This is a genomic window from Xanthomonas sp. SS (assembly GCF_014236835.1).
Classification (GTDB): Bacteria; Pseudomonadota; Gammaproteobacteria; order Xanthomonadales; family Xanthomonadaceae; genus Xanthomonas_A.
The window spans coordinates 1,924,866-1,951,134 of sequence record NZ_CP051190.1; the positions used below are offsets into that span (position 1 = coordinate 1,924,866).

Below are 26,269 nucleotides of genomic sequence, written 5' to 3' on the forward strand. Positions count from 1 at the left end.
CTCCTTGCTGGGCGCCCGCGAGGCGTCATGAAAGAAGTCGGTCGAGGCCGGCAGCAAGCGGGATGTCAGCGGGCAAGGAGCGCGCGCGCAACGCGATGCGCGCGCCGGCCCGAAAGGGGCTTAGGACTCGGCGAACTTGCCTTCGTCGAGGTCGGCGATCAGCGTGGGTCCGGTCGGCTTCCAGCCGAGCCTGGCCTGCGTCAACGCGCTCGAGGCCGGCATGTCGAGTTGCATGAACATCGCCATCCAGCCGAAATGCGCGGCCGCTTCGTCCGGCGCGATCGATACCACCGGCAGCTTCAGTGCGCGTCCGAGCGCCTCGGCGATCTCGCGGCTGGGGATGCCTTCCTCGCCGACCGCGTGATAGCGCGCGCCCGGCTGCGCTTTCTCGATCGCCATGCGGTAAAGCCGCACCGCGTCGGACAGATGGCCGGCCGCCCAGCGGTTGCTGCCTTCGCCGACATAGGCAACCACGCCCTTGTCGCGCGCGATGGCCGCCAGTGGCGAGATCAGCCCTTGCCGATACGGGTTGTGGACCTGCGGCAGCCGCATCACCGAGACATTGACGCTGGCCCCGAGCAAAGCGTTGCCGGCCTGCTCGGAGCCGATGCGCGGATTCGGGTGGCTGGCGTTGAAGACATCCTCGCTGGCCGGCTCACCGTGTTCGCCGCTGCCCACCCCGGTACCCGAGGTGATCAGCATCGGGCGATCGGAGCCCTTCAACGCCGAGCCGAGCGCCGCGATCGCGCGCTTGTCCTTCTCGCAGTTGGCGACGAAGTTGGCGAAATCGTGGTCGAAGGCCGTGTGGATCACGGCATCGGCCTGGGCGGCGCCACGACCCAGGCTGTCCGGATCCTCGAGCGTGCCGTGGTGGACCTCGGCGCCGGCCGCGCGTAGCGCCTGCGCACCTGCCTCCGAACGGGTCATGCCGAGCACGCGATGGCCGGCCTGAATCAGTTCGGGAACCAGGGCCGAGCCGATGAAACCGGTCGCGCCGGTCAGAAAGATACGCATGGTGCACTCCTTCGTGTCGTTGAGAGCGAACTCTCCGGCATCCGGTTATCCCGTTAAAGTAGTGACGTCATCGTAGTAAAGCGACTAACAGGCTTGCCATGAACTCCGGTCCCGCCCGTTCCCTGGGCGACTTCCTGCGCAGCCGGCGTACCCGGCTGGATCCCGCCAGCTTCGGCTTCTTGGGCCGCCGGCGCACGCCGGGGCTGCGCCGCGAGGAAGTCGCGCAGCGCGCCAACATCAGCCCGACCTGGTACACCTGGCTCGAACAGGGGCGCGGCGGTGCGCCGTCGGCGGAGGTGCTGGAGCGGATCGCAGGCGCGCTGCTGCTGACCGACGCCGAACGCGAACACCTGTTCATGGTCGGGCTGGGGCGACCGCCCGAGGTCCGTTACCGCTCGGTGGCGGGCGTCAGTTCGCGCCTGCAGCGCGTGCTCGATTCGCTGCAGTCGAGTCCGGCCATCGTCAAGACGCCGACCTGGGACGTGGTGGCCTGGAATCGCGCCGCGGCCGTGGTGTTGACCGACTACAGCCAGCTGCCGGTCGGCGGGCGCAACATCCTGCGCTTCCTGTTCGGCAATCCCGCCATGCGCGCCAAGCAGCACGACTGGGAGGCGGTGGCGCGCTTCGCGGTGGGGGCGTTTCGCGCCGATGTGGCGCGTGCAGGCATCGCGTCGGAGGTGGGAGAGCTGGTGGCCGAGCTGTGCGGGCTCAGCACCGAGTTCGAGGCGCTGTGGCACGAGAACGAGGTGTTGAGCCATGGCGAGGGCGATGGCGTGAAGCGTCTCAAGCATCCGTTGCTGGGCCCGATCGAGCTCGAATACTCGGCCTTCGCGGTGGACGGGCGGCCCGATCTGGGCATGATCGTCTACACGCCCGTCGATGCCGGCGTGGCCGCGCGGATTCACCAACTCGCGACCGCGCATGGCGCGGCCCCGGTCGCGCGCACGGACGCGGCGATGGGACCGGCATGAAATATCGAGTGCAACAAGAGGACGCGGCGCGCGCCCTGTCGCGCATGGCCGAGCCGGTCCCCAGGCCGTTGCCAGCGGGGAGCGCTTACTCCACCGCCAGGTCGTCCACCTTCTGCCAGCCGCGCGGCAGCAGGCCGCCGCGGCTGGCGCGCACGCCGAGGTAGGCGTCCAGGTCCTTGAACGACAGCGACATGGTGCGCTGCCCGCTCTTCACCAGCAGCGTGTTGCCCGGCGCGACCGCGGCGATCGCCACCACCCGCTCGGTGCCGAGCTTGGCCTTGGGGATGTCGATGATCTTGTTGCCCTTGCCCTTGTCCAGCTCGGGCAGGTCGGCGATCGGGAACGCCAGCAGGTGGCCGGCGCTGGTCACCGCGACGATGCGGTCGGTTTGCAGATTGCTCACCGACGCCGGCGTCAGCACCTTCGCGTTCGGGGTCAGGTTGAGCATCGCCTTGCCGGCCTTGTTGCGGCTGGTCAGGTTCTCGAAGCGGGTGACGAAGCCGTAGCCGTGCGAGGACGCCAGCACCAGCCGGCTGTCGTTCTCGCCGCTGGTCATGGCCTGGAACGAGGCGCCGGACGCGGGAGAGAAGCGTCCGGTCAGCGGCTCGCCGTTGCCGCGTGCCGACGGCAGCGAATGCGCCAGCGTGGAGTAGGCGCGGCCTTCCGAATCCAGGAACGCCACCTGCTGCGTGCTGCGCCCGCGCACCGCGGCCAGCAGGCTGTCGCCGTCGCGGTAGGACAGGCCGGCCGGGTCCACGTCGTGGCCCTTGGCCGCGCGGATCCAGCCCTTCTCCGACATCACGATGGTCATCGGCTCGCTCGGCACCAGTTCGGTCTCGTCGATCGCCTGCGCCGCGCCGCGCTGCACCAGCGGCGAACGCCGCGCGTCGCCGAACTTCTTGGCGTCGGCGACCAGCTCGTCCTTGATCATCTTCTTCAGCTTGGTCTTGCTGGCCAGCACCGCCTGCAGTTGTTCGCGCTCCTTGGCCAGCGCGTCCTGCTCGCCGCGGATTTTCATCTCTTCCAGCCGCGCCAACTGGCGCAGGCGGGTTTCCAGGATGTAGTCGGCCTGTTCCTCGCTGAGCGCGAAACGCGCGATCAGCGCAGGCTTCGGCTCGTCCTCGCTGCGGATGATGCGGATCACTTCGTCCAGGTTGAGGAACGCGACCAGCAGGCCTTCCAACAGGTGCAGGCGGCGCTCGACCTTCTCCAGGCGATGGTTGAGCCGGCGCACCACGGTGTCGCTGCGGAAGCGCAGCCATTCCTCCAGCAGGGTCTTGAGGTTCTTGACCTGCGGGCGGCCATCCAGGCCGATCACGTTGAGGTTGACCCGGTAGCTGCGCTCCAGGTCGGTGGTCACGAACAGGTGGTCCATCAGCTGCTCGGCGTCGACCCGGTTGGAGCGCGGCACCAGCACCACCCGTACCGGATTGGCGTGGTCGGACTCGTCGCGGATGTCTTCCAGCCACGGCAGCTTCTTGGCGCGCATCTGCTGCGCGATCTGCTCGATCACCTTCGACGGCGACACCTGGTAGGGCAGCGCGGTGATCACGATGTTGGCGTGTTCCTTCTGGAACGTGGCGCGCGCACGCACGCTGCCGTGGCCGGTCTCGTAGATCGCGCGCAGGTCGGCGGCGGGGGTGATGATCTCGGCGGTGGTCGGGTAGTCCGGGCCGCGCACGTGTTCGCACAGGTCGGTCACGCTGGCGTCGGGATCGTCGAGCAGGCGGATCAGCGCGCTGACGATCTCGTTGAGGTTGTGCGGCGGCACGTCGGTGGCCATGCCTACGGCGATGCCAGTGGTGCCGTTGAGCAGCAGGTGCGGCAGCCGCGCCGGCATCCAGGTCGGCTCGTCCATGGTGCCGTCGAAGTTCGGCGACCAGTCCACCGTGCCCTGGCCGAGTTCGCCGAGCAGCACTTCGGCGATCGGGGTCAGCTTGGATTCGGTGTAGCGCATCGCCGCGAACGACTTCGGGTCGTCGGTGGAGCCGAAGTTGCCCTGGCCCTCGATCAGCGGGTAGCGGTAGGAGAACGGCTGCGCCATCAGCACCAGCGCCTCGTAGCAGGCGCTGTCGCCATGCGGGTGGTACTTGCCGATCACGTCGCCGACGGTGCGCGCGGATTTCTTCGGCTTGGCCGTGGCGTTCAGGCCCAGCTCGCTCATCGCGTAGATGATGCGCCGCTGTACCGGTTTCAGGCCGTCGCCGAGGAACGGCAGGGCGCGGTCCAGCACCACGTACATGGAGTAGTCGAGGTAGGCGCGTTCGGCGTATTCGCGCAGCGGCAGCTGTTCGAAACCATGGAAGGCGGGGCGGGCGAGATCGGTCATGCGCAGGAAATACCTATAGGGGAACGCGGCGGCGGGCGCCGCAGGTCAGCCGGTCGATTATCCGGATGCGGCCGGCGATGCCAAGCCGCGCGTGCTGCCGGCGCGGCCGGTGCTGGCCAGGTAGCGGGCCGGAGGATGGCCGAAATGGCCGCGGAAGGCGGTGACGAAGGCGCTGGGGCTGCTGTAGCCGAGCCGGTGCGCGGCATCGGCGACGCTGGCGCCGTCGCTGAGCTGGCGCAGCGCTTCGGCCAGCCGCGCCTGCTGCCGCCAGCCGGCGAAGCCGAGCCCGGTCTCGTCGCGGAAATGCCGGCTCAGGCTGCGTGGCGACAATCCAGCCCAGCGCGCCCATTGCGCCAGCGAGCGATCGTCGGCGGGCGTGGCGAGCAATTGCCCGGCGATGCGCAGCAGGCGCCGGTCGCTGGGCATCGGCAGGTGCAGGCCCTGCAGCGGCGCTTTGCGCAACTCGTCCAGCAGCACTGCGCCGATCCGCTGCTGGTCCGCGTCCAGGGTCTCCGGAAGGTCCCACGAGGCCACCCGCAGCAGCAGTTCGCGCAGCAGGCCGTTGATGCCGATCACGCACGGGCGGTCGGGCAGGTCGGCGCAGACGGACGGCGCCACCAGCAGCACGTAGCCGCGCAACGGCCCGGAGATCTGCACCGTATGCAGCGCCTGCGGCGGCATCCAGCCGGCGCAACCGGGCGGCAGCGACCAGTGGCCGTGCTCGGTGCGGGTGCTCAGCAGGCCTTCTTCCACGCAGATCATCTGGCCGCGGACATGGCGGTGCCAGTCCACCTCGTGCTGCAGCGCGACCGGCTTGTGCGCCAGGAACGCGAGCAGCGACGGACCGTCGGCGCGCTCGAACCAGGCCTTTGCCCGCGGATCGAGCAGATGGGCCGGTTCGTGGACGGGCGGCGATGGCGACAATGGCGCGATTTCGATATTCATTGTCTCGATTGTAATACTTGGCCATGCCCGTGCGGGACTAGAGTGTGCGCTCGCCGGCGTTGCGTTGCTGCAACGCAGCATTTGTTTGTAGGTGCGATATTTCCTTGACATATATTTCCAAATGAAAATAATTAGCGCCCATGAACTGCGCTCCCTCCCTTCCCGGTCCACCGTCGTTCGGCCTGCTGCTGCGCCAGGTGCGCGACGGCCTGATGCGGCGCCTGGATGAGTCCATGGCCGAGCTCGAACTCGGCCTGGGCTTCAGCCACTACCTCGGCATGAAGGCGCTGGCCTACATGGCGCCGTGCACCGCAAACGAACTGGCCCAGGCCATCGACCAGAACCCCAGCGCGGTCACCCGCCTGCTGGACAAGCTCCAGGACCTGGGCTGGGTGCGCCGCGAAGCGCATGCGCAGGACCGCCGCGCGCTGCAGATCGTGCTCACCGACGAAGGCCGCGCGCTGTGGAAGCAGCTCAAGCGGCGCGGCGACGAGACCATCGCCAGCGCGCTGCGCGACCTCTCCGCCGACGAGCGCCAGCACCTCACCTCCTTGTTGACCCGCGTCCGCGACTCCCTCAATTCGCCGTGAATCCGCTTATGAACCTCTCCGCTTCGTCCCATCGCCTGCGCCCGTTCGCGGCCGCGGCACTCACCCTGGCGCTGGCCGCCTGCGCCAGCAGCCGTGGCCTGGAGCCGCAGGGCCGCCGGCTCGATGCCGACCAGCACCTGCAGGCCGGCAAGACCCTGGCCGCCGACCAGCTGGCGCCGGCTGCCTGGCCGCAGCAGGACTGGTGGAAGGCGCTGGGCGACCCGCAGCTCGACGCGCTGATCGCCGAGGCGCTGCAGGGCACGCCCAACCTGGAAGCGGCCGACGCGCGGCTGCGCCTGGCGCAGGCGCAGGCCGGTGCGGCCAATGCCGACCGCGGCGCCAAGCTGTCGCTGTCGGCCGGCTATACCGGGCTGCAGCTGCCCAAGGGCCTGGCCGGCGACGAGATCGGCGGCAAGTACATCCACAACGAGCAGGCGCTGCTGGACTTCAGCTACGGCTTCGACCTGTGGGGCGGCAAGCGCGCGGCCTGGGAAGCGGCGGTGGACCAGGCGCATGCGGCGCAGGTCGATGCGCAGGCCGCGCGCCTGGACCTGTCGGCCGGCGTGGCCCGCGCCTATGCGCAGCTCGGCTACGCCTGGCGCCTGTACGACCTGGCCGGCGAGGAGCTGGCGCGCTCGGACAACAGCCTGAAGCTGGTGCGGCAGCGCGTCGGCGCCGGCATCGACAGCAATCTGCAGCTGCGCCAGGCCGAGGCGCGGGTGCCGGCCGCGCGCCAGCAGCAGCAGGCGGCGCAGCAGCAGATCGACGAGGCGCGCACCGCGCTGGCGGCGCTGCTCGGCCGCGGCCCGGATCGCGGGCTCGAGATCGAACGCCCGCGTCCGCTCGACCCGGTGGCGGTGCAACTCCCGTCGGTGCTGCCCAGCGACCTGCTCGGGCGCCGCCCGGACGTGGTCGCCGCGCGCTGGCGGGTCGAGGCGGCGTCGCAGAGCATCGGCGCGGCCAAGGCGCAGTTCTATCCGACCATCAACCTGCTCGCGCTCGGCGGCGTCGCCGCGGCCAATCCCGCCGACCTGTTCAAGGGCGATGCACTGCTCGGCGTGTTCGCGCCGAGCGTGAGCCTGCCGCTGTTCGACAGCGGCCGCCTGCGCAGCCAGCTGGCCGAGCGCGATGCGCAATACGACCTGGCGGTGGCCACCTACAACCAGGCGCTGGTGGCGGCGCTGCGCGAGGTCGCCGACCAGGTCAACGCGGCGCGTTCGCTGGCGCAGCAGGCGCAACAGCAGGCGCAGGCGGTGGGCACCGCGCAGGCCGCCTTCGACCTGGCGCAGCAGCGCTACCGCGCCGGCATCGGCAACTACCTGGACGTGCTGAGCGTGCAGCAGCAGTTGCTTGAGGCGCAGCAACGCCTGGCCTCGCTGCAGTCCAACCAGATCCTGGTGTCGGTGCGCCTGAACCAGGCGCTGGGCGGCGGCTACGAAGTCACCTCCGCCGCCGATGCGCCATTGACCTCCTCCGCTTCCACGCATTCCTGAGACCGCTGCAATGAATCAGACAACGACCCCCGATTCCTCCGCTCCCGCCCCGAGCCGGCGCGGCATGCTGCTGCGCGGCCTGGCCGTGCTGGTGGTGCTGGTGCTGATCGCGCTGGCGATCTGGTACTTCGTCTCCGGCCGCTGGCACGAAGACACCGACGACGCCTATGTGCAGGGCAACCTGGTGCAGATCACGCCGATGGTGGCCGGCACCGTGGTCAGCATCGGCGCCGACGACGGCATGCGCGTGGAGCGCGGCCAGTTGCTGGTCAAACTCGATCCGGCCGACACCCAGGTCGCGCTGCAGCAGGCCGAGGCCAATCTGGCGCGCACCGTGCGCCAGGTGCGCGGCCTGTTCCGCAGCGTGCAAGGCGCGCAGGCCGAACTGTCGTCGCAGCAGGTGACCCTGCAGCGCGCCCGTGCCGACGTCGCCCGCCGCAGCAGCCTGGTCGCCACCGGCGCGATCTCCGCCGAGGAACTGGCGCATGCGCGCGACCAGCTGGCCGCCGCCGAAGCCGCGGTCAGCGGTTCGCGCGAGACGGTGGAGCGCAACCGCGCGCTGATCGACGACAACGGCGTGGCCCACCAGCCCGACGTGCAGGCCGCCGCCGCGCAGGTGCGCCAGGCGTTCCTCAACAATGCCCGCAGCGCGATCGTCGCGCCGGTGTCCGGCTATGTCGCGCGGCGTTCGGTGCAGGTCGGCCAGCGCGTGCAGCCCGGCACCGCGCTGATGGCGGTGGTGCCGCTGGAGCAGGTGTGGGTGGAAGCCAACTTCAAGGAAACCCAGCTCAAGCACATGCGCCTGGGCCAGCCGGTGGAACTGGAGTCGGACCTGTACGGCGGCGCGGTGCGCTACCAGGGCACGGTGCAGAGCCTGGGCCTGGGCACCGGTAGCGCGTTCTCGCTGCTGCCGGCGCAGAACGCCAGCGGCAACTGGATCAAGATCGTGCAGCGCGTGCCGGTGCGTATCGCCATCGATCCCAAGCAGCTGGCGCAGAACCCGCTGCGCATCGGCCTGTCGATGAAGGTGGACGTGAACCTGCACCAGCAGAACGGCGGCGTGCTGCCGACCAAGTTCGCCACCGGCACGCTGCTGGATACCGACGTCTATGCGCAGCAGTTGGGCCAGGCCGACGAGACCATCGCGCAGATCATCCACGCCAACCTGCCCGACGCCGCCAAGGCGAACTGAGTCCGGCCATGTCCAACCAAGCTGCCACTCCTGCCGCGCCCGGGGCTCCGGGCGCACCGGCCGCCGCGTTCCGCCCGCCCAGCGTGGCGTTGTGCACGGTGGGCCTGGCGATGGCCTCGTTCATGCAGGTGCTCGACACCACCATCGCCAACGTGTCGTTGCCGACCATCGCCGGCAACCTCGGCGCCAGTTCGCAGCAGGCGACCTGGGTCATCACCTCGTTCGCGGTCAGCAACGCGATCGCGCTGCCGCTGACCGGCTTTTTGAGCCGGCGCTTCGGCGAGACCAAACTGTTCGTGTGGGCCACGCTGTCCTTCACCATCGCCTCGCTGCTGTGCGGCCTGGCGCAGAGCATGGGCATGCTGGTGGTGTCGCGCGCGATCCAGGGCTTCGTGTGCGGGCCGATGTACCCGATCACGCAGAGCCTGCTGGTGTCGATCTACCCACGCGAGAAACGCGGGCAGGCGCTGGCGCTGCTGGCGATGATCACCGTGGTCGCGCCGATCGCCGGCCCGATCCTGGGCGGCTGGATCACCGACAACTACAGCTGGGAATGGATCTTCCTGATCAACGTGCCGCTGGGCATCATCGCCGCGATCGTGGTCGGCTCGCAGCTGCGCGACCGCCCGGAACCGACCGAGCGCCCGCGCATGGACTACGTCGGCCTGATCACCCTGATCATCGGCGTCGGCTGCCTGCAGCTGGTGCTGGACCTGGGCAACGACGAGGACTGGTTCAGCTCGACCAAGATCGTGGTGCTGGCCGCGATCTCGGTGGTGGCGCTGGCGGTGTTCCTGATCTGGGAGCTGACCGACAAGGATCCGATCGTCAACCTGCGCCTGTTCCGGCACCGCAACTTCCGCGCCGGCACCATGGCGCTGATCGTGGCCTACGCCGCGTTCTTCAGCGTGTCGCTGCTGATCCCGCAGTGGCTGCAGCGCGACATGGGCTACACCGCGATCTGGGCCGGCCTGGCCACCGCGCCGATCGGCATCCTGCCGGTGCTGATGACCCCGTTCGTCGGCAAGTACGCCTCGCGCTTCGACCTGCGCATGCTCGCCAGCATCGCCTTCATCTTCATGGCGGCGACCAGCTTCATGCGTTCGGACTTCAGCCTGCAGGTCGATTTCGCCCACGTGGCCGGGGTGCAGTTGCTGATGGGCGTGGGCGTGGCGCTGTTCTTCATGCCGGTGCTGCAGATCCTGCTGTCGGACCTGGACGGGCGCGAGATCGCGGCCGGTTCCGGCCTGGCCACGTTCCTGCGCACGCTGGGCGGCAGCTTCGCCGCCTCGCTGACCACCTACCTGTGGGCCAAGCGCACCCAGCTGCACCACGCGCACCTCACCGAGCACATCTCCACGTATACGCCGGGGATGCAGGAGCAGGTGCAGGCGATGGGGCAGGGCGATCTGCAGACCGGTGCTGCCTTCCTCAACAACACCATCAACCACCAGGCTTCGCAGATGGGCTTCAACGACATCTTCTACCTGCTGGGCTGGACGTTCCTGGGCATCATCTTCTTCCTGTGGCTGGCCAAGCCGCCGTTTTCCGGCGGTGGCGGGGCCGCTGCGGCGGGCGGTCACTGAGTCCGGCTTGCCGGCAACGACGAAACCCCGCCGCGTGCGGGGTTTCGTTTGTGCGGCGGATGCATGCGCGCTTGCCGCCGCGGCGACCGGCGGACCAGAATGCCGCTCCCTCGCACGTATCGGCAGGTTCGGACATGCAGCGTTTTCTGCGCGCCTTGTGGTCCCGCTCGGATTCCCCGCGGCCGCGCCGCGGCGCTGCACGCGCCCGGCAGCGTGCGGCGCTGTTGCTGTGTCTCGGCGCCCTCGGCGTCGCCAGCGTGCAGGCCGAGCCGAGCGTGGCGGCGATCACTCCGGCCGACCGCCTGCACGAAGCCTGGTGGGCGCAACGCCACCAGCAGGTGCTGGAGCAGGTGCGCGCGCATCCGGACACGCCGCTGCTGCTGATCGGCGACTCGATCACCCACAACTACGACAAGGCGAATGCGCCGGACGAGGATTTCCAGCCGACCTGGCAGACCTTCTACGGCAGCCGCGGCGCGCTCAACCTGGGCTTCAGCGGCGATGCCACCGAGCACGTGCTGTGGCGGCTGCAGCACGGCGAAGTGGATGGCCTGCAGCCCAAGGTCGCGATGCTGCTGATCGGCACCAACAACACCGGCCACGAACAGCAGAGCGCCGCCGATACCGTGCTCGGCATCGACGCGGTGGTGGCGACGCTGGAGCAGCGCCTGCCGAAGACGCGCATCCTGCTGCTCGGCCTGCTGCCCAGCGCCGGATCGGCGCAGAAGAGCGCGCGCGACACCGAGGTCAACCGTGCGCTGGCGGTGCGCTACGGCGACAATCCGCGCGTGGCCTATCTCGACATCGGCGCGGTGTTCCGCAAGGACGGCGCGCTCGACCAGGGCGCGCTCGACCAGAGCCTGTTCTACGACCCGCGGCTGCGTCCGCCGGGCGACGCCCTGCATCCGGACACGCGCGGCCAGCGGCGCATGGCCGAGGCGATCGAGCCGACCCTGGCGCGTTTGCTCGGCGAACCGCCGCGGGTGCCGCTGGCGGCGATGACCGAGATCAATCCCGCGCTGGTGCCGGTGCCGTGGCTGGAGCAGGATTCCTACGACTGGTACGCGCGCCACCACGCGGCGCTGGAGGCGGCGCGCGGGTTGCGTCCCGACGTGGTGATGCTCGGCGACTCGATCACCCACTTCTGGGGCGGGCCGCCGCAGGCCATCCGGGTCGGCGGCGCGCAGGCCTGGCAGCGCACCTTCGGCGCGGCCAAGGTGTTGAACCTGGGCTTCGGCTGGGATCGCACCCAGAACGTGCTGTGGCGGCTGCGGCAGGGCGAAGTGGACGGATTGGCGCCGCGCTGGGTGGTGATCAACATCGGCACCAACAACCTCACCGGTACCGAGAACGCGCGGGCCAGCACGCCGCAGGAAGCGGCCGATGGCGTGGCCGCGGTGGTCGCCGAGGTGCGCCAGCGGCTACCGCGCAGCAAGATCGTGCTGATGGGCATCCTGCCGCGCGGTTTCGCCGCCGACGCACCGCTGCGCGAGCCGATCGCGCAGACCAACCGCCTGCTCGCCGCGCGTTTCGGCCACGATCCGGCGGTGCGCTGGCTGGACATCGGCGCGCGCTTCCTGCAGCCCGACGGTCGCCTGCCGCAAACGCTGATGCCCGACAGCACCCATCCCAGCGAGGACGGTTACCGGATCTGGGGCGAGGCGCTGCGCGAGATCGGCGTCGGCGGTTGAAACCTGCAGGGACTGGCCAAGGTCAAGATCGACACTGTAGGAGCGGCTTCAGCCGCGACACGCGCTATCGGTAACGCGTGTCGCGGCTGAAGCCGCTCCTACAGGGGATGCCTTTTGGATGCGGCGCGCTCAGCCCTTGTCCGGCTTGAGCAGTTCCAGCACCGCTTCGCGGCGCCGCGCCGGCAGGTTGCGGTAGCGGGTCAGCAGCGCCTGTTCGTGGGTGTCGTGCGCCTGCAGCGCGTAGTCGGCCGGCAGGTCGTGCAGGCGTGCGCTGCCCTGGCCGCAGATCAGTTCGTCCAGCGAGCGCTTGAGCGCGCCGCGCAGGTTCGGCAACAGGCGGAAGCTCGGAGTCTCGCGATTGTTCTCCCACGCCGACACCGACGACTTGGTCACGCCCAGCGCGAAACCCAATTGTTCCTGGGTGAGCCCGGCGGCTTTCCTGGCTTCGCGCAACCGGTCGCCGAAGCTTTTCATCGCGGTGGGCCTTGCAGTTACGGGGCCTACCAAGATATGGAGCATCCGTAACCTTGTCGTACAGCCATGCTTGACTCTAGATGTTCGGAGATTCGATACTTTGGCGGTGCGGGCCACGCTGACGCGTGAGGGCGCGCACGGCGGACACGGACGACCGAGGAGTGCATGGTATTTCGCCTAGTTTCCATTGCCGTTGCAGCGGCGGCGCAATGGCGCCGCGTGGCGTTGTTTCCCCGGGCAGGCAGGGCCGCGGCGCGCGAACGTCGTGCGTCCGCAGCCGCGGCGGAGGGTGGGGCATGGCCACCTACGAAGTGAAGCTGCGCCGGGTGGCGCACCTGGAGCCGGCACTGTACGTGCTGGTCCACGCCGCCAACGCGTATCTGGCGGCGCGCGCCGCCGAGCGCCACAACCCGGGCTATCGGGCGTACATGGTCGCGGTGTGGGTGGACGGCGTGCGCGTGGACATCGGCGCGTTCCGCCCACCGGATCGTTGAGTGCGCGGCGGCTGATTGCGTGTGGGGCGGTGCCGTGCGGCTGCCAGGGCGTGATCGCGTACGTCGCGGGGATGCGGGCGCGGAATCCTGGTGAGTTAGTTCGCCGCTGCCGAGTGGCGGCATCGCCTGGCGCCGCAGGCAACAAAAAACCCGCCGGAGCGGGTTTTTGTTTACAACGCTTGCCGTATCGATGGTGCCCAGGAGAGGACTCGAACCTCCACGAAGTTGCCCCCGCTAGCACCTGAAGCTAGTGCGTCTACCAATTCCGCCACCTGGGCGATACAGGCGCGGAATTCTGCTGGCAGTGCAGGGGACTGTCAAGCAAGTTTTTGCGGGCGCGGCGCGGCGGCCATGCGACAGCGGCTGTCGCTCGTCGAATCGCTCACGCCACTGGCCGCGCATGCCGGACCATTGGCGGCATGACGCTTCGGTCGCGACACTGCGAACAGGAGTAGGGAATGTTGGCCGTACCGGCGATCGCGGAGGGACTGTGCGGCATCGACACTTCAGCGGCTGACCTTGGTGGAAGCGACTTCAGTCCTGACACGCCATTGCCGGCGGAGCGTTGCGACTGCGGCAGAACATCCACGCAGGCCTGCACGGAGGCCGTGCGCTGGCCGCGGCGCTGCACGAAGCATCGCGTCACGGCAGCAAACGGCAGGCAAAAAAAATCCCGCCGGAGCGGGTTTTTCTTTGCTGCTGTATCGAATGGTGCCCAGGAGAGGACTCGAACCTCCACGAAGTTGCCCCCGCTAGCACCTGAAGCTAGTGCGTCTACCAATTCCGCCACCTGGGCGATACAGGCCGAGAATTTTGTCGGTTGCGCGCGGCGCTGTCAAGCGGCGTTTTGCATGCGCGTTTCGGCGGTACGCGTGCCGTGCCTGCGGCGCACGTACCGCCTGCGGCGCATCAGCTGGCGGTGAAGCGCAGGCCCTGGTTGATCGCGCAGCGGTAGCCGAGCGTGGCGCCGTTCTGCTGGTAACCGGGCAGGGCGAACACGGCCATGCTGAAGTCGATGCGGCTGTCCGGGTGCACCTGGTAGCGCAGGAACTGCTGGATCGGCTTGCCGTCGCGGCCCACGGTGAAGTGCTCGTCGGCGAAGGACAGGGTGCCGTCTTCGGTCACCCGGTAGGCGCCGATGCGCAGGCCGCCGCGGGTCTGGGTCGGGGTGGCGCCGCCGGCACTGGGCGTGCACTGGCTCAGGTCGATCGCGACCGCGACCGAGGCGCCGCTCTCCAGCGAGCGTTCGATCTCGGCGAGCGAACCGAGCGGCGTGGCAGCGCCGGCTGGGTGGGCGAAGGCGAGCAGCGAGGCGGCGAGCAGCGAGAGGGGCAGGGACTTCATGCGGAACTCCGGAGCGTGGGGGAAGGGGCGGTGCGCCGCACGCACGCTAGCCCTTTGCGCTGCGCGGTCAACCGACAAAATCGCGTTCTCCTGGCTGCGTCACAGCGCTTGTTCGAAGCAGGTCCGTTCGCCCTGGCGCGGGTTTCGCGTCGTGTCCGGATCCGCGCCAAACATGCGGTTTTCTGCAGAATGCGCGGTGCTCGCGGATGCCGATGCCGCCACGCGGTTGCCGCGCGTGGTCCGGCGCCGCGCCGCGGCCTTGCAGGCGCCGCCGTCGCCATCGCATGCCGCAGGCGAATGCGCGTCGCCTGGCGTGGCGATCGGGGGATCGCGAAATGCGGGCTGCGTCTGGCGGTGGCGCGCGCCGCCGGACCGCGCGTCGCGCGCCGGCATTGACAAGGGCGCGCGCTGCCCGCAGAATTCGCCGCCTTCAGCGCCCAGATGGCGGAATTGGTAGACGCACTAGCTTCAGGTGCTAGCGGGGGCAACTTCGTGGAGGTTCGAGTCCTCTTCTGGGCACCACATGCAACACGCGGGAGCGCTGAACTCCCGCAACGACCGGCCCGCTGACGCGGGCCTCGTCGTTTCTGGGCCACTCCGCCGCCGGGTCCGGTCGCCGGTTTGCCTGTGTTGACGACCCAGCGAGTACCATGGGCGGATGACCAATAGAAAAACCAAGTCCGGCAAGCCCGGCAAATCCGCATCCAACGACACGCCCGCCAGCAAGGCCGGCGCCCCGGCGGCTCCGCCTCCGCCGAAGAAATCCAAGATGCCGTCGTGGATGCCCAGCCTCCCCAGTTTCCTGCGGCGCAGCCCCAAGCCGCCGTTGCAGCCGCTGCATCCGCCTGAGCCGGTGTCCGCACCGTCCTCGCGCAAGAAGCCGGCCGCTGCGGTGGCCGATCCGTTCGCCGCCCGCGAGGCCGAGCGCTATGCCGAGCCGATCGCTAGCCGCGAGGCGATCCTGCAGTTGCTGGACCGCTGCGACGGCCCGCAGACGCTGGAAGAACTCGCCGGCCAGCTCGGCCTGACCGAACCTTCGCGCATGGAGGCATTGAGCAAGCGCCTGGGCGCGATGCTGCGCGAGGCGCAACTGGTGCAGAACCGCCGCGGCGGCTACGCGCCGGTGCAGCAGACCAACCTGATCCCCGGTGTGGTGATCGCCAATCCCGACGGCTTCGGCTTCCTGCGTCCGGACGAGGGCGGCGACGACCTGTTCCTGCCGCCCTATGAAATGCGCAAGGTGCTGCATGGCGACCGCGCGCTGGCCAACGTCACCGGCATCGACCGCCGCGGCCGCCGCGAAGGCAGCATCGCGCGCGTGATCGAGCGCGGCCTGAGCCGGCTGATCGGCCGCTTCAGCATGGAAGGCGGCATCGCCTACGTGGTGCCGGACGACAAGCGCATCCAACGCAACATCCAGATCCCGACCGATGCGATGGGCGAGGCCCGCGACGGCCAGTTGGTGGTGTGCGAACTCACCTCCACCCCGGACGGGCGGCGCCCGCCGATCGGCAAGATCATCGCGGTGCTCGGCGACAAGCTGACGCCGTCGCTGGTGGTGGAAACCGCCATCCACGGCCGCGAGCTGCCGTACGAATTCCCGCAGGCGGTGCTCGACGAAGCCGCGGCGGTGCCGATGACGGTGGAGCCGGCCGCGATCAAGGGCCGCGTTGACCTGCGGCAGACCCCGCTGGTGACCATCGACGGCGCCGACGCCAAGGACTTCGACGACGCGGTGTTCTGCGAGCCGAACGCCGAAGGCTTCCGCCTGGTGGTGGCGATCGCCGACGTGTCGCACTACGTGCGTCCGGGCACGCCGCTGGACGTGGAAGCGATCCGCCGCGCGACCTCGGTGTATTTCCCCGGCTTCGTGGTGCCGATGCTGCCGGAGACGCTGTCCAACGGCATCTGTTCGCTCAATCCCAAGGTCGACCGCATGTGCTTCGTCTGCGACATGCAGATCGATCGCCAGGGCGAGGTGGCCGGCGCGCGCTTCTACGAGGCGGTGATGAATTCGCACGCGCGGCTCACCTACGACCAGGTGTGGCAGGCGGTGGGCGAGAAAGACGAGCAGGTGCGCAAGGACGTGGCCGCGGTGCTGCCGCAGATCGAGCGCCTGTACCAGCTGTTCCACGTGCTGGCCAAGGCGCGTTCGCGCCGCGGCGCGATCGAGTTCGAGACCTCGGAAGTGCGCTTCGTGCTCGACAACACCGGCGAAGTGACCCAGGCCGGGATGCTGGTGCGCAACGACGCGCACAAGCTGATCGAGGAATGCATGATTGCCGCCAACGTGGCCGCGGCGCGGCACCTGCTGGACGCGCGCATCCCGGCGCCGTACCGCGTGCACGAGCGGCCGCCGGAGTCCAAGTACGCTGACCTGCTGGAGTTCCTCAAGGAATTCAAGCTGAGCCTGCCGCCGTGGAGCAAGGTGGTGCCGGGCGACTACACCAAGCTGCTGAAGAAGGTGCGCGAGCGCCCCGACGCGGCCTTGCTGGAGTCGGTGCTGCTGCGCAGCCAGAGCATGGCGGTGTACTCGCCAGACAACGCCGGCCACTTCGGCCTGGCGCTGGAGGCGTACGCGCACTTCACCTCGCCGATCCGCCGCTATCCCGACCTGTTGGTGCACCGCGCGATCAAGTACGCGCTGACCCACGGCGCGCCGGACAAGTACCTGTATTCGCCGCGCGAGATGGCGGCGCTGGCGCTGCAGTGCTCCGAGCGTGAGCGCCGTGCCGACGAGGCCGAGCGCGAGGTCGACGAGCGCTACCGCGCGGCGTGGATGGAAAAGCACGTCGGCGGCCAGTTCGACGGCGTGGTCAGCGGCGTCACCAGCTTCGGTCTGTTCGTGGAGCTGGACCATTCCAAGGTCAACGGCCTGATCCACGTGACCCAGCTGCCGCAGGACTATTACCAGTTCGACGCGGTGCGCAAGACCCTGTCCGGCGAGCGCCGCGGCATGCAGTTCCGGCTCGGCGACCGGGTCCGCATCCTGGTGCTGAAGGCGAGCATGGAAGAGCGCAAGATCGACTTCCGCCTGGTGGTGGAAGGCGAGCCGCTGACCGACATGCCGCCGCCGCCGGAACGTGGGCAGCAGCAGCCGGCCAAGCGCAAGAAAAAGAAGTACTGACGGCGCAGGGTCGCGGCGGGCCGCCCAGCGGCCGCCGCGATCGCTGGCTCCTTGCGCGACGCGCAGGGGGCGCTTCCTGCGCGATGCGATTCGCAGCGGAGAGCAGATATGGACCACGACGACTACAGCGGCGGTTGCCAGTGCGGTGCGGTGCGCTTCCGGGTGCGCGGCCGGCTCGACGACGCCTCGATCTGCCATTGCCGGATGTGCCAGAAGGCGTTCGGCGCCTATTACGCGCCGCTGGTGTCCACGCGCGGCGCCGAGTTGGCGTGGACGCGTGGCGCGCCGAAGCATTTCCAGTCTTCCAATCTGGTGCGGCGCGGCTTCTGCGCCGACTGCGGCACGCCGCTGACCTACGAGGCGCCGGACGGCGTCGCCGTGGCCGCTGGCGCGTTCGACGATCCGGCGGCGCTGCCGCCGCGGATCCAGTACGGGCTGGAAGGCAAGCTGCCGTTCGTGGACGGCCTGCATCGGCTGCCGTCGATCCGTACCGAGGCCGATCTGGACGCGGCGCCGTTCCTGGCGCAACTGGTGTCTCACCAGCATCCGGACCACGACACCGAGCGTTGGCCGGGCTGAGCGGGCTGTCGCCGGAGCGCGCCGCACGCCGGTCCAGGGCCTGTTCCTTGGGGTTTTCGCCGCAGGCCTGCGTGGCACTGTGCAGTGCCGCCGTGTAGGCGTTCGGCGTGTTGCGGTGGTCGCGGTAGACGGCTTCTGTTCGTGCCGGGCGAGCGGGATTCCCGCGTGTGCCGTCTGCTCGGCGCCGCTGCGCGGCGGCTGCTCCGTCGGGTCCCGTAGCCCTGCTGCGCATGACGCGGATGCCCGGTCGGTGCGGTCATTCGGGCGCAGGCGATGTGACGTGGGCGCCGGCAACGCCTACCATTCCCGCTTTCCTTCCTCGCAGCCCCCCGCCTCATGAGCAAGCAGAACCAGTGGATCGTCGGCGTCAACGCCGTGGCCTCGTCGATCGAGAACGATGCCGACAACGTGCGCGAAGTGCTGATCGAGGCGGGCAGCAAGAACCCGCGGCTGGTGGAGATCGAGGAGAACGCGCGGCGCAAGGGCATCGAGGTGCGGCGGGTGAATACCCAGGCGCTGGACGGCGTCGGCGGCTCGGTGCGGCATCAGGGCGTGGCCGCGCGCTATGCGGCGGCGCGCACCTGGGGCGAGAACGAACTGGAAGGCTTGGTCGCCGCCGCCGAGGGCCGCGCGTTGCTGCTGGTGCTCGACGGGGTGCAGGATCCGCACAATCTGGGTGCCTGCCTGCGCAGCGCCGCCGCCGCCGGTGCGACCGCGGTGGTGATCCCGAAGGACAAGTCGGCGCCGGTCAACGCCACCGTGCGCAAGACCTCGGCCGGCGCCGCCGACCGCATTCCGATCGTGGCGGTGACCAACCTGGCGCGCTGCCTGCGCGACCTGCAGAAGCAGGGCGTGTGGATCTACGGCCTGGTGGGCGAGGCCGAGACCTCGCTGTACGCGCAGGACCTGCGCGGCAATGTGGCGCTGGTGCTGGGCGGCGAATCCGACGGCCTGCGCCGGCTGACCCGCGAGCACTGCGACGGCCTGGTCAAGATTCCGATGCCGGGCGACATCGAGAGCCTCAACGTGTCGGTGGCGACCGGCGTGACCCTGTTCGAGGCGGTGCGCCAGCGCATGGGGTGAGGCGCTGCACGCGCGCGCCCGAGTCACGGATGGTTTGCTGCACGAGCAAATGGATGCGCAGGCATGGCGCATTTGTAGGAGGGGCTTCAGCCCCGACCGAGGCCGACATCGTTCGGCTCTCCCGCTTCGTTGGTCGCGACTGAAGTCGCTCCTACAGTGGGTGCCGGATGTTTGGCTCGGTGTGCCTGGAAGCCTGCGTGCAATGGGCGGCGCCGCTGCGCCGCAGCTGAGCGCGGCACGCGCGTCCACCCGCGGCGGCGGATTTTTGCCTACCATGTGCGCTCTTCCCGTGTTCCGTTCCGGTAATGAGCCAGCATCGCCCCCGTCTCGCCGATCCTGGCCGGCCGCCGTGCCCCGGGGCATGGCGCCCATTGCCTCCTGGCAGCACCGACCCGCAGAGCCGCGCTGGCGTCTGCCCGGCGCGGCGTCATGGTGCGGCGGCGCCCGCCCGACTCGCTGGTTCAGCCCGCGCATGCGCAAGCCTCGTGCGACCCGCACGGGGAGCGATGGCATGCGCTAGCGCTCTCCAGGCCGGATCGACCTGGTGAGGGTGGTGGCGTCGAGGCATGCGGCGGCGGTCCGCCGCGCCGCGCATGCGTGGCTGCTGCTGGCGCTGTTCGCGCTGTCGCTCGGAATAGGCCCGGCCGCGGCCGCCGACCCGGCCGCGGCCGGGCCGCCGCCGCTGCGCGACTACGCCGTGGATGCGTGGACCTCGCGCAATGGCCTGCCGCACAACTCGCTGCGCGACCTGGCGCAGACCCCGGACGGACGCCTGTGGTTCGCCACCTGGGAAGGCCTGGTGCGCTACAACGGCCTGGACTTCGCGGTGATCGACCGCAGCACCCGTCCCGGCCTGCCCGACAACGGCGTCGGCGCGCTGTACGTCGGCCGCGACGGCGCACTGTGGCTCAGCGATTCGCGCGGCAACCTGGGCCGCTACGACCGCGCCGGCAACTGGCGCTTCTGGCGGCAGCCGCCGGGCTGGCCGCGCGCGCTGATCCACGCCATGACCGAGGACCGCCAGGGGCGGCTGTGGCTGCTGTTCGAAGGCAACGGCCTGGGCTGCCTGTGGCCGGACGGCCGCTTCGATTACCAGCCGGCACCGCCGGACCTGCCGCTGGCCAACAGCTTCCCGCGGATCGCCGTGGACGACCGCGGCCGGGTCTGGATCGGCAGCCTCGACGGCCTGCTGTACCGCGATACGCAGGGCGTGCTGCGGCGCGCGCCGCAATCGTTCGGACTGCCGCCCGGCCTGGCCTGGCCGTACCGCGACGCCGACGGCACGCTGTGGCTGGTCGCCGGCGAGAACGTGTACCGGCTGCAGGGCGAGCGCGCCGTGCTGGTGCAGCGCCTGCCGGGCTACGGCCACTTCACCGCGATGCTGCGCGACCACGATGGCGCATTGTGGCTGGGCACCGAGAACCAGGGCCTGCTGCGTATCGGCCGGCATGGCATCGAGCACATGGCGCCGGGCGAGGTGCTGCCCAACGGGCGCGTGGTGAGCCTGCTCGAAGACGCCGAGGGCAGCGTCTGGATCGGCGCCAACGGCGGCCTGTTCCGGCTGCGCGAAACCCTGTTCACCAGCTACACACGCCGCGACGGACTCAGCGGCGACTATGCGCGCGCGCTGCTGGAAGCGCCCGACGGCGCGCTGTGGATCGGCAGCGCCGCCGGCCTGGACCGGATGGCGGCGGACGGCAGCATCGCGCCGTCGGGCCTGCGCAACGCCGACGGCAGCGCGCCGTCGGTGCTGAGCCTGGCACGCGGCCGCGACGGCGACCTGTGGGTCGGTACCTACGCCGACGGCGTGTACCGGCTGCGCGACGGCCGCGTGCGCCGCCATTACGACAAGGGCGACGGCCTGCCCAGCGGCCACGTCCGCGCGATCAGCGTGGATGGCGCCGGCACGGTGTGGATCGGCACCCAGCGCGGCTTGGTGCGCATCGACGGTGAGCAGGCGCGCGTCGCCGACGTGCCAGGCTTGCCGCAGGGGCTGATCACCGCGCTGGCCAGCATCGACGGCGCGTTGTGGATCGGCTCGGTCGAAGGCGCCTCGGTACTGCGCGACGGCCGCGTGCAGCGGCTGCCGCTGGAACCGCTGGGCGGCGCGCGCAGCGTGTTCGGCTTCCAGGCGCTGGGCCGCGACGTGTGGATCTCAACCGACCGCGGCCTGCACCGTTATCGCGACGGCCGCCTGGCGCGGGTCGGGCTGGAGCAGGGCATGCCGGTGGACGCCGTGTTCCAGTTGGTCCGCGACCGCCTCGGCAACGTCTGGATCAGCAGCAACCGCGGTGTGCTGCGGACCAGCGCCGACGCGCTGGACGCGGTCGCCGACGGCCGCGCCGGCAGACTGCAGGTGAGCCGCTACAACGAGATCGACGGCATGGCCAATGCCCAGGGCAACGGCAGTTCCGGCCCATCGGAAATCGTGCGTGGCGACGGCAGCGTGTGGCTGGTCACCGCCGGCGGCATCAGCACGGTCGATCCGCGCCGGCTGCAACGCTTCCGCGAGCGCCTGCCGCCGCCGGCGGCGATCGAGAACGTGCTGCTGGATGGGCAGGCGTTCGACTGGCGGCGCCAGTCGCGCCTGCCGGGCGCCACGCGTATCACGGTGTCCTACGTCGGGCTCAGCTACCTGCTGCCCGAGCGCATCCGCTACCGCACCCGGCTCGACGGCCTGGACAAGGATTGGGTGGAACGCGGCCAGCAGCGCAGCGTCGAATTCATCGGCCTGCCGCCCGGCGACTACACCTTGCGCGTGGCCGCGGCGCATCCGGATGGCGCCTGGAGCGCGCGCGAGGCGGTCTGGCAGTTCAGCGTCGCCCCGCTGTGGTGGCAGCGCGGCAGCGTGCAGGCCGCTGCCGCGCTGGCGCTGCTGCTCGCGCTGGTGGCGCTGTACCGCTACCTGATCGCCCGCTACAAGCGGCGCAACCTGCGCCTGGAGCGGCTGGTCAAGCAGCGCACCGGCGCCTTGCAACTGCAGACCGAGCGGCTGCTGCGCGCCGACGCCGACAAGAGCCAGCTGCTGTCCGAACTGCAGGACCAGGCCGACGCGTTCGAGCGCCAGGCCCACGAGGACGCGCTGACCGGATTGCCGAACCGCCGTCATTTCGACGAAGTGCTGCTGCGCGAACTGCGCCGCGCACAGCGCGGCGGCAGTCCGCTGTGCCTGCTGGTGATCGACATCGATCGCTTCAAGCAGATCAACGACGGCTACTCGCACGCCACCGGCGATGCGGTGCTGCGCGAGGTCGGACAACTGTTGCTGAGCGCCTGCCGAGGCTCCGACCTGCCGGCCCGGCTGGGCGGCGAGGAATTCGTGGTGCTGCTCGGCGACACCCCGCTGGCCGACGCCGAGCGCATGGCCGCGCGCCTGCGCGACCTGTTCCACGCGCGCCTGCAGTGGGCCGACGCCCCGGCGCTGCGGGTGACCTTCAGCGCGGGCCTGGTCGCGTTGAGCGGGGAGGAAACGCCGAGTCAGCTGCTGCAGCGCGCGGACGTGGCGCTGTATCGGGCGAAGAGTGGGGGGCGGGATCGGATTTGTGTGGGGTGATGGTGGGCGCGCAGGTCGCGGGGCTGGACGCGATGAGCCGCCAAGCCCCGCGCCACAAGAATGTGCCTTGCGAGTTGGTTGCTTCTCATCTCGGCGTCTAGCGCCTAGGTTAAGTCTTCGGCCGACGTTAGGTCTGCCCAAACTGCTAGAACCAGTGGTTAGAGCTACTCGCTTCCGAAGTCGTATATGGCTCCTGAAATAACGTCATTCAGGAATTGCTTTTGCTCTTCTGTGACCAGCGATCGTGGCGTGTATCCATGCTTATCCGGAGGTGCGAGAAGGCGATCTTTTCTCTGTCTTGCCACCTCTGACAACGCTGATCGTTCTTCTGGAGTCATAGCGCCAAAGAAGGTAGGTAGGCACTCTTGGCACCTGACCGAATAGTCAAGGTCAATGACGTCCTCATTTTCGAAGAGGATCAGCCATATGTACTCAAATGCAACTTCTGCCAAGGTTTCCATGATCTTCACTGCCTGAGTCAAGCTGTGCCGAGAAGCAGCTTCGACTTGAATAAACTTTTAGCCGCGACGCAGGAAGTGGTGCGCATGCGCTGCCTGCCAAAGGCACGGCGGTTAGATGAGCAGTTGCCGGAATATGCGTCTGTCCGAGCGAGCCTCAACCGATCTGCGGTGCCGGCCACGCATTGGCGATCTTGCAGAACAGGCGGGCGGTCTGTTCGGTGTCGTAGACCGCGCTGTGCGCATCGGCAGCGTTCCAGTCGAAGCCGGCGGCCTGCACGGCGCGCGCCAGCACGGTCTGGCCGTAGGCGATGCCGGCCAGGGTCACGGTGTCGAACACGCTGAAGGGATGGAACGGGTTGCGCTTGTGGCCGCAGCGGGCCACGGTGGCATTGAGGAAGTTCAGGTCGAAATGGGCGTTGTGGCCGACCAGGATCGCGCGCTGGCAGCCGTACTTCTTCACCGCCGCGCGCACCGGCGCGAACACGTGGTCCAGCGCCTCGCGCTCGGGCTTGGCGAAGCGGAACGGGTGGTCGAGGATGATGCCGGTGACTTCCAGCGACTTCGGGTCGATGGCGGTACCGGGCGCCGGCACCACATGCGCGCTGGCGGTGGTGCCCGGGTACAGCTGGCCGGCATCGTCCATCTCGATCGGGACCACGGCGATCTCCAGCAGCGCATGCCGGTTCCAGTCGAAGCCGCCGGTCTCCACGTCCACCACCACCGGCAGATAGCCGCGGAAACGCCGCGACATCGGGGTGGCGGCGAGGGGCTGGGACGGGCTTTCGACGTGATCGTTCATGCGTGCAGGGTAGCAGAGCGCGGCTAAACCTCCGCCGCGACAGGGCGCGCGCGGGCTTGGCGAAGACGGAGCGGGTCAGGTGCGCGCCTTCGACACAGGCGCCGCGGCACGCGGCGAGACCAATTTCTGCAGATCGGTGGCACGACGTCCAGATCGAGGGGCGCCGTCGGCGAAGTGTTGTGGGAGCGACTTCAGTCGCGACGGGCGTTCCCTATAGGGCCTGTCGCGGCTGAAGCCGCTCCTACAGTGGCATGGTCGGTGGACCGAAATGCCGCCGTGCTTGGTTAACGCGTTGCGCACCTCAGGCCGACAGGCGGGTGCCGAGCACGCTGCCCTGTTGGCGCATGCGCTCGAGCAGCGCGGCACCGTCGTGCAGCAGCGCGTCCGGGTCCTGGTCGTGCTCGGCTGCCAGGCGCAGCAGCAGCGCGCGTCCGCTGTGCTCGCCGTCGCGCAGCCGCTCCACCAGCGCATGCGCCAGCGGCGCCAGTTCGGCGAAGCGCGCCTGGCCGTCGGCATCGCGCCGCGCCAGCAAGCAGGTCGCCTGCGCCGGCGCTTCGTCCGGTTGCCAGGCCGGGCCGATGCGCTGCACCGGCCAGCGATAGCGCAGCAGGCGCAGCCAGGGCGAGAGCTGCGCAATGCCGTCGAGCAGGTCGCCGTGCGGGTCGTGCGGCGGCAATGGGGCATCGTCGATCTGCACCTCCAGTTCGACCGTTTCGTAGTGCGCCAGTTCCGCCAACCATGGCCGTTGCGCATCCTCGCCGCGTTGCTGCAGAAAGCGTGCGAACTCGCCGCCGATGCGCGGGAACAGCGGCGTGCGCGCGCGGTGCTGGGCGCAGAACGCGCGCAGCAGCGCCTGCCATGCATCCTCGTCGAGAGTGGCGTGCAGCACCGGGAAATGCGATGCGAGCAGTTGCGCGATATTGTCGAAGAACAGCGCACGGTACACCGCCAGCCGTCGCGGCTCGATGTCCGGCGGCGGCGCGTGCCGCTGCGGATCGCGCAGGTGCAGGGCCAACGCGAACTGCTGCGCGTGCAGGGAGTCAGCCATGCGCCACTTGCGCCATCTGCGCTGCTTGCCCCGATATGGCCTGCGCCTGCGCGTCGCGGATGCGCTGCACCTCGTGCAGCAGCTCGGACAGCGGCGGGAACTGGCTGTCGCGCTCCAGCAGGGTCGGGCGCACTCCGTGCAGGCGGTAGGCGGCGTCGAGCAGATCCCACACGTCCGCGGCCACCGCCGCGCCGTGGGTGTCGATCTTCAGCGCGCTGGCGGCGTCGTCGCGATGCCCGGCGATGTGGTACGAGGCGATGCGCGCGCTCGGCATCGCGGCGAGGAAGGCGAGGGCGTCGTAACCGTGGTTGGCGGCGTTGACGCAGACGTTGTTGACGTCGAGCAGCAGGTCACAGTCGGCTTCGGCCAGGATCGCCGCAACGAACTCGGCTTCGCTCAACGCCTGGCCGGGCGCGGCGTAGTAGGACACGTTCTCCACCGCGATGCGCCGGCCCAGCGCATCCTGCGCCTGGGCGATACGCGCGCCGGCATGGCGCACCGCTTCATCGGTGAACGGCAGCGGCAGCAGTTCGTAGAGCTGGCCGTCGTCGGCGCTGTAGCTCAGGTGTTCGCTGTACAAGGCGACACGGTGCCGATCCAGGAATTGCCGGGTCTGCCGCAGCAGGTCCGCGTCCAGCGGCGCGATGCCGCCGAGCGACAGCGACAGGCCATGGCAGCTCAGAGGATGGCGCGCGGCCAGCGTGTCCAGCATCGCGCCCAGGCGGCCGCCGACGCCGATCCAGTTGTCCGGCGCGCACTCGAGAAAATCGAACGCGGCCGGCGCGGCCTGCAGCAGTTCCGGCAGCAGGCCGCGGCGCAGGCCGAGTCCGGCGCTGGCCGCGGCCAGGCTGCGCGGAGCGGAATCAGCCGCCGCCACCGCACTTGCCTTCGCCGCACTTGCCTTCGGCCATCGCCTTGTCGTCGTGCTGGGCCGTGGCGGCGGCGGACTTGTCCGGCTTGGCCGTGGCGGCTTGCTGCGCATGCGCACCGCAGCTGCCCTCGGCGGCCTTGTCGGTGCCGGCGGCATCCGCGGACTTGGACTTGGAGCTGGGCTGCGCCGGCACGTCGGTCGCTGCCTTCTCGGCGCTCGGCGGCGCCGCGGCCTGGGCGCCTAGCGCATAGCCCTGGGCCAGGTCGGTCATCGCCAGGGCGGAGGCGGACATGCCCAGGCCGCCGAGCAGGACGGCGCCGGCGAGGGCGGTGGACGGACGCGAGGGGATGGACATGCGGACTCTCCTGGCAGACGGATGTGGTGCCGACGTCGCCACGCTGGCGGTGTCCGCCAAGCGTACCCGCTGGCGCCGTCCGCCGCATGCGGCGTTGCGCCGTGCGCAACGAAAAGGCCCCGCCGAAGCGGGGCCTTCCGATCGCGCCTTGCGCTGCAGCCTCAGCGGCTGTTGGCGATGACGCTGCTGATCACGCTGGTGGCGACCTGTCGGGCGGTCGGTGGAGAACGGCTCCACGCGTTCCCACACACTAGGCGCCAGCAGGTGAAT

At 69.7% G+C, this 26,269-nt stretch carries 21 protein-coding genes and 3 tRNA genes; 12 read left to right on the top strand and 12 right to left on the bottom strand.

Annotated elements, in window-relative coordinates; all coding sequences use genetic code 11:
- Positions 1 to 120: 120 nt before the first annotated feature.
- Entirely contained in the window at positions 121 to 1,014 is an 894-nt protein-coding gene (locus tag HEP74_RS07795; protein ID WP_185815938.1) for an SDR family oxidoreductase, read from the bottom strand.
- Positions 1,015 to 1,112: 98 nt separating this feature from the next.
- On the opposite strand from HEP74_RS07795, the gene HEP74_RS07800 reads away from it, so the two are divergent.
- Complete coding sequence (locus HEP74_RS07800) at positions 1,113 to 1,985, top strand: helix-turn-helix transcriptional regulator (protein WP_185815939.1); 873 nt, start codon at positions 1,113 to 1,115, stop codon at positions 1,983 to 1,985.
- Between the two features lie 85 nt (positions 1,986 to 2,070).
- Here HEP74_RS07800 and parC read toward each other — a convergent pair whose 3' ends face one another.
- Entirely contained in the window at positions 2,071 to 4,314 is a 2,244-nt protein-coding gene (gene parC, locus HEP74_RS07805) for a DNA topoisomerase IV subunit A (protein ID WP_185815940.1), read from the bottom strand.
- Positions 4,315 to 4,371: 57 nt separating this feature from the next.
- Complete coding sequence (locus HEP74_RS07810; RefSeq protein ID WP_185815941.1) at positions 4,372 to 5,259, bottom strand: AraC family transcriptional regulator; 888 nt, start codon at positions 5,257 to 5,259, stop codon at positions 4,372 to 4,374.
- A 140-nt stretch (positions 5,260 to 5,399) separates the two neighbouring features.
- Here HEP74_RS07810 and HEP74_RS07815 point away from each other — a divergent pair, with 140 nt between their 5' ends.
- From HEP74_RS07815 to HEP74_RS07835, 5 genes are all read left to right on the top strand, one after another.
- Positions 5,400 to 5,849: a MarR family winged helix-turn-helix transcriptional regulator gene (locus HEP74_RS07815; RefSeq protein ID WP_185815942.1), complete on the top strand. Its 450-nt coding sequence runs from the start codon at positions 5,400 to 5,402 to the stop codon at positions 5,847 to 5,849.
- A gap of 8 nt (positions 5,850 to 5,857) precedes the next feature.
- Positions 5,858 to 7,342 carry an efflux transporter outer membrane subunit gene (locus tag HEP74_RS07820; protein ID WP_185815943.1) on the top strand — a complete coding sequence of 495 codons (1,485 nt, stop codon included), beginning with the start codon at positions 5,858 to 5,860 and terminating at the stop codon, positions 7,340 to 7,342.
- Between the two features lie 10 nt (positions 7,343 to 7,352).
- On the top strand, positions 7,353 to 8,534 hold the full coding sequence (locus HEP74_RS07825) for an HlyD family secretion protein (protein WP_185815944.1): 1,182 nt from the start codon (positions 7,353 to 7,355) through the stop codon (positions 8,532 to 8,534).
- An 8-nt stretch (positions 8,535 to 8,542) separates the two neighbouring features.
- The gene (locus HEP74_RS07830) at positions 8,543 to 10,120 is read left to right on the top strand and encodes a DHA2 family efflux MFS transporter permease subunit (protein ID WP_185815945.1); all 1,578 of its coding nucleotides are present in this window, start codon (positions 8,543 to 8,545) and stop codon (positions 10,118 to 10,120) included.
- A gap of 134 nt (positions 10,121 to 10,254) precedes the next feature.
- Positions 10,255 to 11,811: a GDSL-type esterase/lipase family protein gene (locus HEP74_RS07835; RefSeq protein ID WP_185815946.1), complete on the top strand. Its 1,557-nt coding sequence runs from the start codon at positions 10,255 to 10,257 to the stop codon at positions 11,809 to 11,811.
- A gap of 129 nt (positions 11,812 to 11,940) precedes the next feature.
- Here the strand turns inward: HEP74_RS07835 and relB are convergent, their stop codons facing one another.
- Positions 11,941 to 12,285: a type II toxin-antitoxin system RelB family anti-toxin gene (gene relB, locus HEP74_RS07840; protein WP_185815947.1), complete on the bottom strand. Its 345-nt coding sequence runs from the start codon at positions 12,283 to 12,285 to the stop codon at positions 11,941 to 11,943.
- Between the two features lie 296 nt (positions 12,286 to 12,581).
- Here relB and HEP74_RS07845 point away from each other — a divergent pair, with 296 nt between their 5' ends.
- Positions 12,582 to 12,779 (top strand): hypothetical protein, encoded by a 198-nt coding sequence (locus tag HEP74_RS07845; protein WP_053834605.1) that lies wholly within the window; start codon positions 12,582 to 12,584, stop codon positions 12,777 to 12,779.
- 191 nt (positions 12,780 to 12,970) lie between these two features.
- Here the strand turns inward: HEP74_RS07845 and HEP74_RS07850 are convergent.
- The 3 genes from HEP74_RS07850 to HEP74_RS07860 all read right to left on the bottom strand — a co-directional run bounded on the left by HEP74_RS07850 (position 12,971) and on the right by HEP74_RS07860 (position 14,123).
- A tRNA-Leu gene (locus HEP74_RS07850) sits at positions 12,971 to 13,057 on the bottom strand.
- A gap of 431 nt (positions 13,058 to 13,488) precedes the next feature.
- A tRNA-Leu gene (locus tag HEP74_RS07855) sits at positions 13,489 to 13,575 on the bottom strand.
- 113 nt (positions 13,576 to 13,688) lie between these two features.
- A complete protein-coding gene (locus HEP74_RS07860; protein ID WP_185815948.1) occupies positions 13,689 to 14,123 on the bottom strand; it encodes a VirK family protein in 435 nt (144 codons plus the stop codon).
- Between the two features lie 435 nt (positions 14,124 to 14,558).
- Here HEP74_RS07860 and HEP74_RS07865 point away from each other — a divergent pair.
- From HEP74_RS07865 to HEP74_RS07885, 5 genes are all read left to right on the top strand, one after another.
- Positions 14,559 to 14,645, top strand: a tRNA-Leu gene (locus HEP74_RS07865).
- Between the two features lie 136 nt (positions 14,646 to 14,781).
- Positions 14,782 to 17,250 carry a ribonuclease R gene (gene rnr / locus HEP74_RS07870; RefSeq protein WP_185815949.1) on the top strand — a complete coding sequence of 823 codons (2,469 nt, stop codon included), beginning with the start codon at positions 14,782 to 14,784 and terminating at the stop codon, positions 17,248 to 17,250.
- Between the two features lie 108 nt (positions 17,251 to 17,358).
- Complete coding sequence (locus HEP74_RS07875; protein WP_185815950.1) at positions 17,359 to 17,829, top strand: GFA family protein; 471 nt, start codon at positions 17,359 to 17,361, stop codon at positions 17,827 to 17,829.
- A 336-nt stretch (positions 17,830 to 18,165) separates the two neighbouring features.
- Positions 18,166 to 18,912, top strand: a complete 747-nt coding sequence (gene rlmB / locus HEP74_RS07880; RefSeq protein ID WP_003467227.1) for a 23S rRNA (guanosine(2251)-2'-O)-methyltransferase RlmB — start codon at positions 18,166 to 18,168, stop codon at positions 18,910 to 18,912.
- 553 nt (positions 18,913 to 19,465) lie between these two features.
- On the top strand, positions 19,466 to 22,465 hold the full coding sequence (locus tag HEP74_RS07885) for a diguanylate cyclase (RefSeq protein ID WP_524540773.1): 3,000 nt from the start codon (positions 19,466 to 19,468) through the stop codon (positions 22,463 to 22,465).
- 164 nt (positions 22,466 to 22,629) lie between these two features.
- On the opposite strand, the gene HEP74_RS07890 is transcribed toward HEP74_RS07885, so the two are convergent.
- From HEP74_RS07890 to HEP74_RS07910, 5 genes are all read right to left on the bottom strand, one after another.
- Positions 22,630 to 22,926 (bottom strand): hypothetical protein, encoded by a 297-nt coding sequence (locus tag HEP74_RS07890; protein ID WP_185815951.1) that lies wholly within the window; start codon positions 22,924 to 22,926, stop codon positions 22,630 to 22,632.
- A 154-nt stretch (positions 22,927 to 23,080) separates the two neighbouring features.
- The gene (rnt, locus tag HEP74_RS07895; RefSeq protein ID WP_185815952.1) at positions 23,081 to 23,725 is read right to left on the bottom strand and encodes a ribonuclease T; all 645 of its coding nucleotides are present in this window, start codon (positions 23,723 to 23,725) and stop codon (positions 23,081 to 23,083) included.
- 301 nt (positions 23,726 to 24,026) lie between these two features.
- Positions 24,027 to 24,773 carry an HvfC family RiPP maturation protein gene (locus HEP74_RS07900; RefSeq protein ID WP_185815953.1) on the bottom strand — a complete coding sequence of 249 codons (747 nt, stop codon included), beginning with the start codon at positions 24,771 to 24,773 and terminating at the stop codon, positions 24,027 to 24,029.
- Entirely contained in the window at positions 24,766 to 25,650 is an 885-nt protein-coding gene (locus HEP74_RS07905; RefSeq protein ID WP_185815954.1) for an HvfB family MNIO-type RiPP peptide maturase, read from the bottom strand. The genes HEP74_RS07900 and HEP74_RS07905 overlap by 8 nt, the downstream gene beginning before the upstream one ends.
- Positions 25,637 to 25,999, bottom strand: coding sequence for an HvfA family oxazolone/thioamide-modified RiPP metallophore (locus HEP74_RS07910; protein ID WP_185815955.1), 363 nt, complete (start codon positions 25,997 to 25,999; stop codon positions 25,637 to 25,639). The genes HEP74_RS07905 and HEP74_RS07910 overlap by 14 nt, the downstream gene beginning before the upstream one ends.
- Between the last annotated feature and the right edge of the window lie 270 nt (positions 26,000 to 26,269).

Excerpts from the sequence above, each read along its gene's own strand:
- HEP74_RS07845 (WP_053834605.1), top strand. The coding sequence starts at position 12,582 with ATGGCCACCTACGAAGTGAAGCTGCGCCGGGTGGCGCACCTGGAGCCG.
- HEP74_RS07795 (WP_185815938.1), bottom strand. The coding sequence starts at position 1,014 with ATGCGTATCTTTCTGACCGGCGCGACCGGTTTCATCGGCTCGGCCCTG.
- HEP74_RS07830 (WP_185815945.1), top strand. The coding sequence starts at position 8,543 with ATGTCCAACCAAGCTGCCACTCCTGCCGCGCCCGGGGCTCCGGGCGCA.
- HEP74_RS07900 (WP_185815953.1), bottom strand. The coding sequence starts at position 24,773 with ATGGCTGACTCCCTGCACGCGCAGCAGTTCGCGTTGGCCCTGCACCTG.
- HEP74_RS07800 (WP_185815939.1), top strand. The coding sequence starts at position 1,113 with ATGAACTCCGGTCCCGCCCGTTCCCTGGGCGACTTCCTGCGCAGCCGG.
- HEP74_RS07825 (WP_185815944.1), top strand. The coding sequence starts at position 7,353 with ATGAATCAGACAACGACCCCCGATTCCTCCGCTCCCGCCCCGAGCCGG.
- rnt (WP_185815952.1), bottom strand. The coding sequence starts at position 23,725 with ATGAACGATCACGTCGAAAGCCCGTCCCAGCCCCTCGCCGCCACCCCG.
- rnr (WP_185815949.1), top strand. The coding sequence starts at position 14,782 with ATGACCAATAGAAAAACCAAGTCCGGCAAGCCCGGCAAATCCGCATCC.
- HEP74_RS07810 (WP_185815941.1), bottom strand. The coding sequence starts at position 5,259 with ATGAATATCGAAATCGCGCCATTGTCGCCATCGCCGCCCGTCCACGAA.
- parC (WP_185815940.1), bottom strand. The coding sequence starts at position 4,314 with ATGACCGATCTCGCCCGCCCCGCCTTCCATGGTTTCGAACAGCTGCCG.
- HEP74_RS07910 (WP_185815955.1), bottom strand. The coding sequence starts at position 25,999 with ATGTCCATCCCCTCGCGTCCGTCCACCGCCCTCGCCGGCGCCGTCCTG.
- HEP74_RS07890 (WP_185815951.1), bottom strand. The coding sequence starts at position 22,926 with ATGGAAACCTTGGCAGAAGTTGCATTTGAGTACATATGGCTGATCCTC.
- rlmB (WP_003467227.1), top strand. The coding sequence starts at position 18,166 with ATGAGCAAGCAGAACCAGTGGATCGTCGGCGTCAACGCCGTGGCCTCG.
- HEP74_RS07875 (WP_185815950.1), top strand. The coding sequence starts at position 17,359 with ATGGACCACGACGACTACAGCGGCGGTTGCCAGTGCGGTGCGGTGCGC.
- HEP74_RS07860 (WP_185815948.1), bottom strand. The coding sequence starts at position 14,123 with ATGAAGTCCCTGCCCCTCTCGCTGCTCGCCGCCTCGCTGCTCGCCTTC.
- HEP74_RS07835 (WP_185815946.1), top strand. The coding sequence starts at position 10,255 with ATGCAGCGTTTTCTGCGCGCCTTGTGGTCCCGCTCGGATTCCCCGCGG.
- relB (WP_185815947.1), bottom strand. The coding sequence starts at position 12,285 with ATGAAAAGCTTCGGCGACCGGTTGCGCGAAGCCAGGAAAGCCGCCGGG.
- HEP74_RS07815 (WP_185815942.1), top strand. The coding sequence starts at position 5,400 with ATGAACTGCGCTCCCTCCCTTCCCGGTCCACCGTCGTTCGGCCTGCTG.
- HEP74_RS07820 (WP_185815943.1), top strand. The coding sequence starts at position 5,858 with ATGAACCTCTCCGCTTCGTCCCATCGCCTGCGCCCGTTCGCGGCCGCG.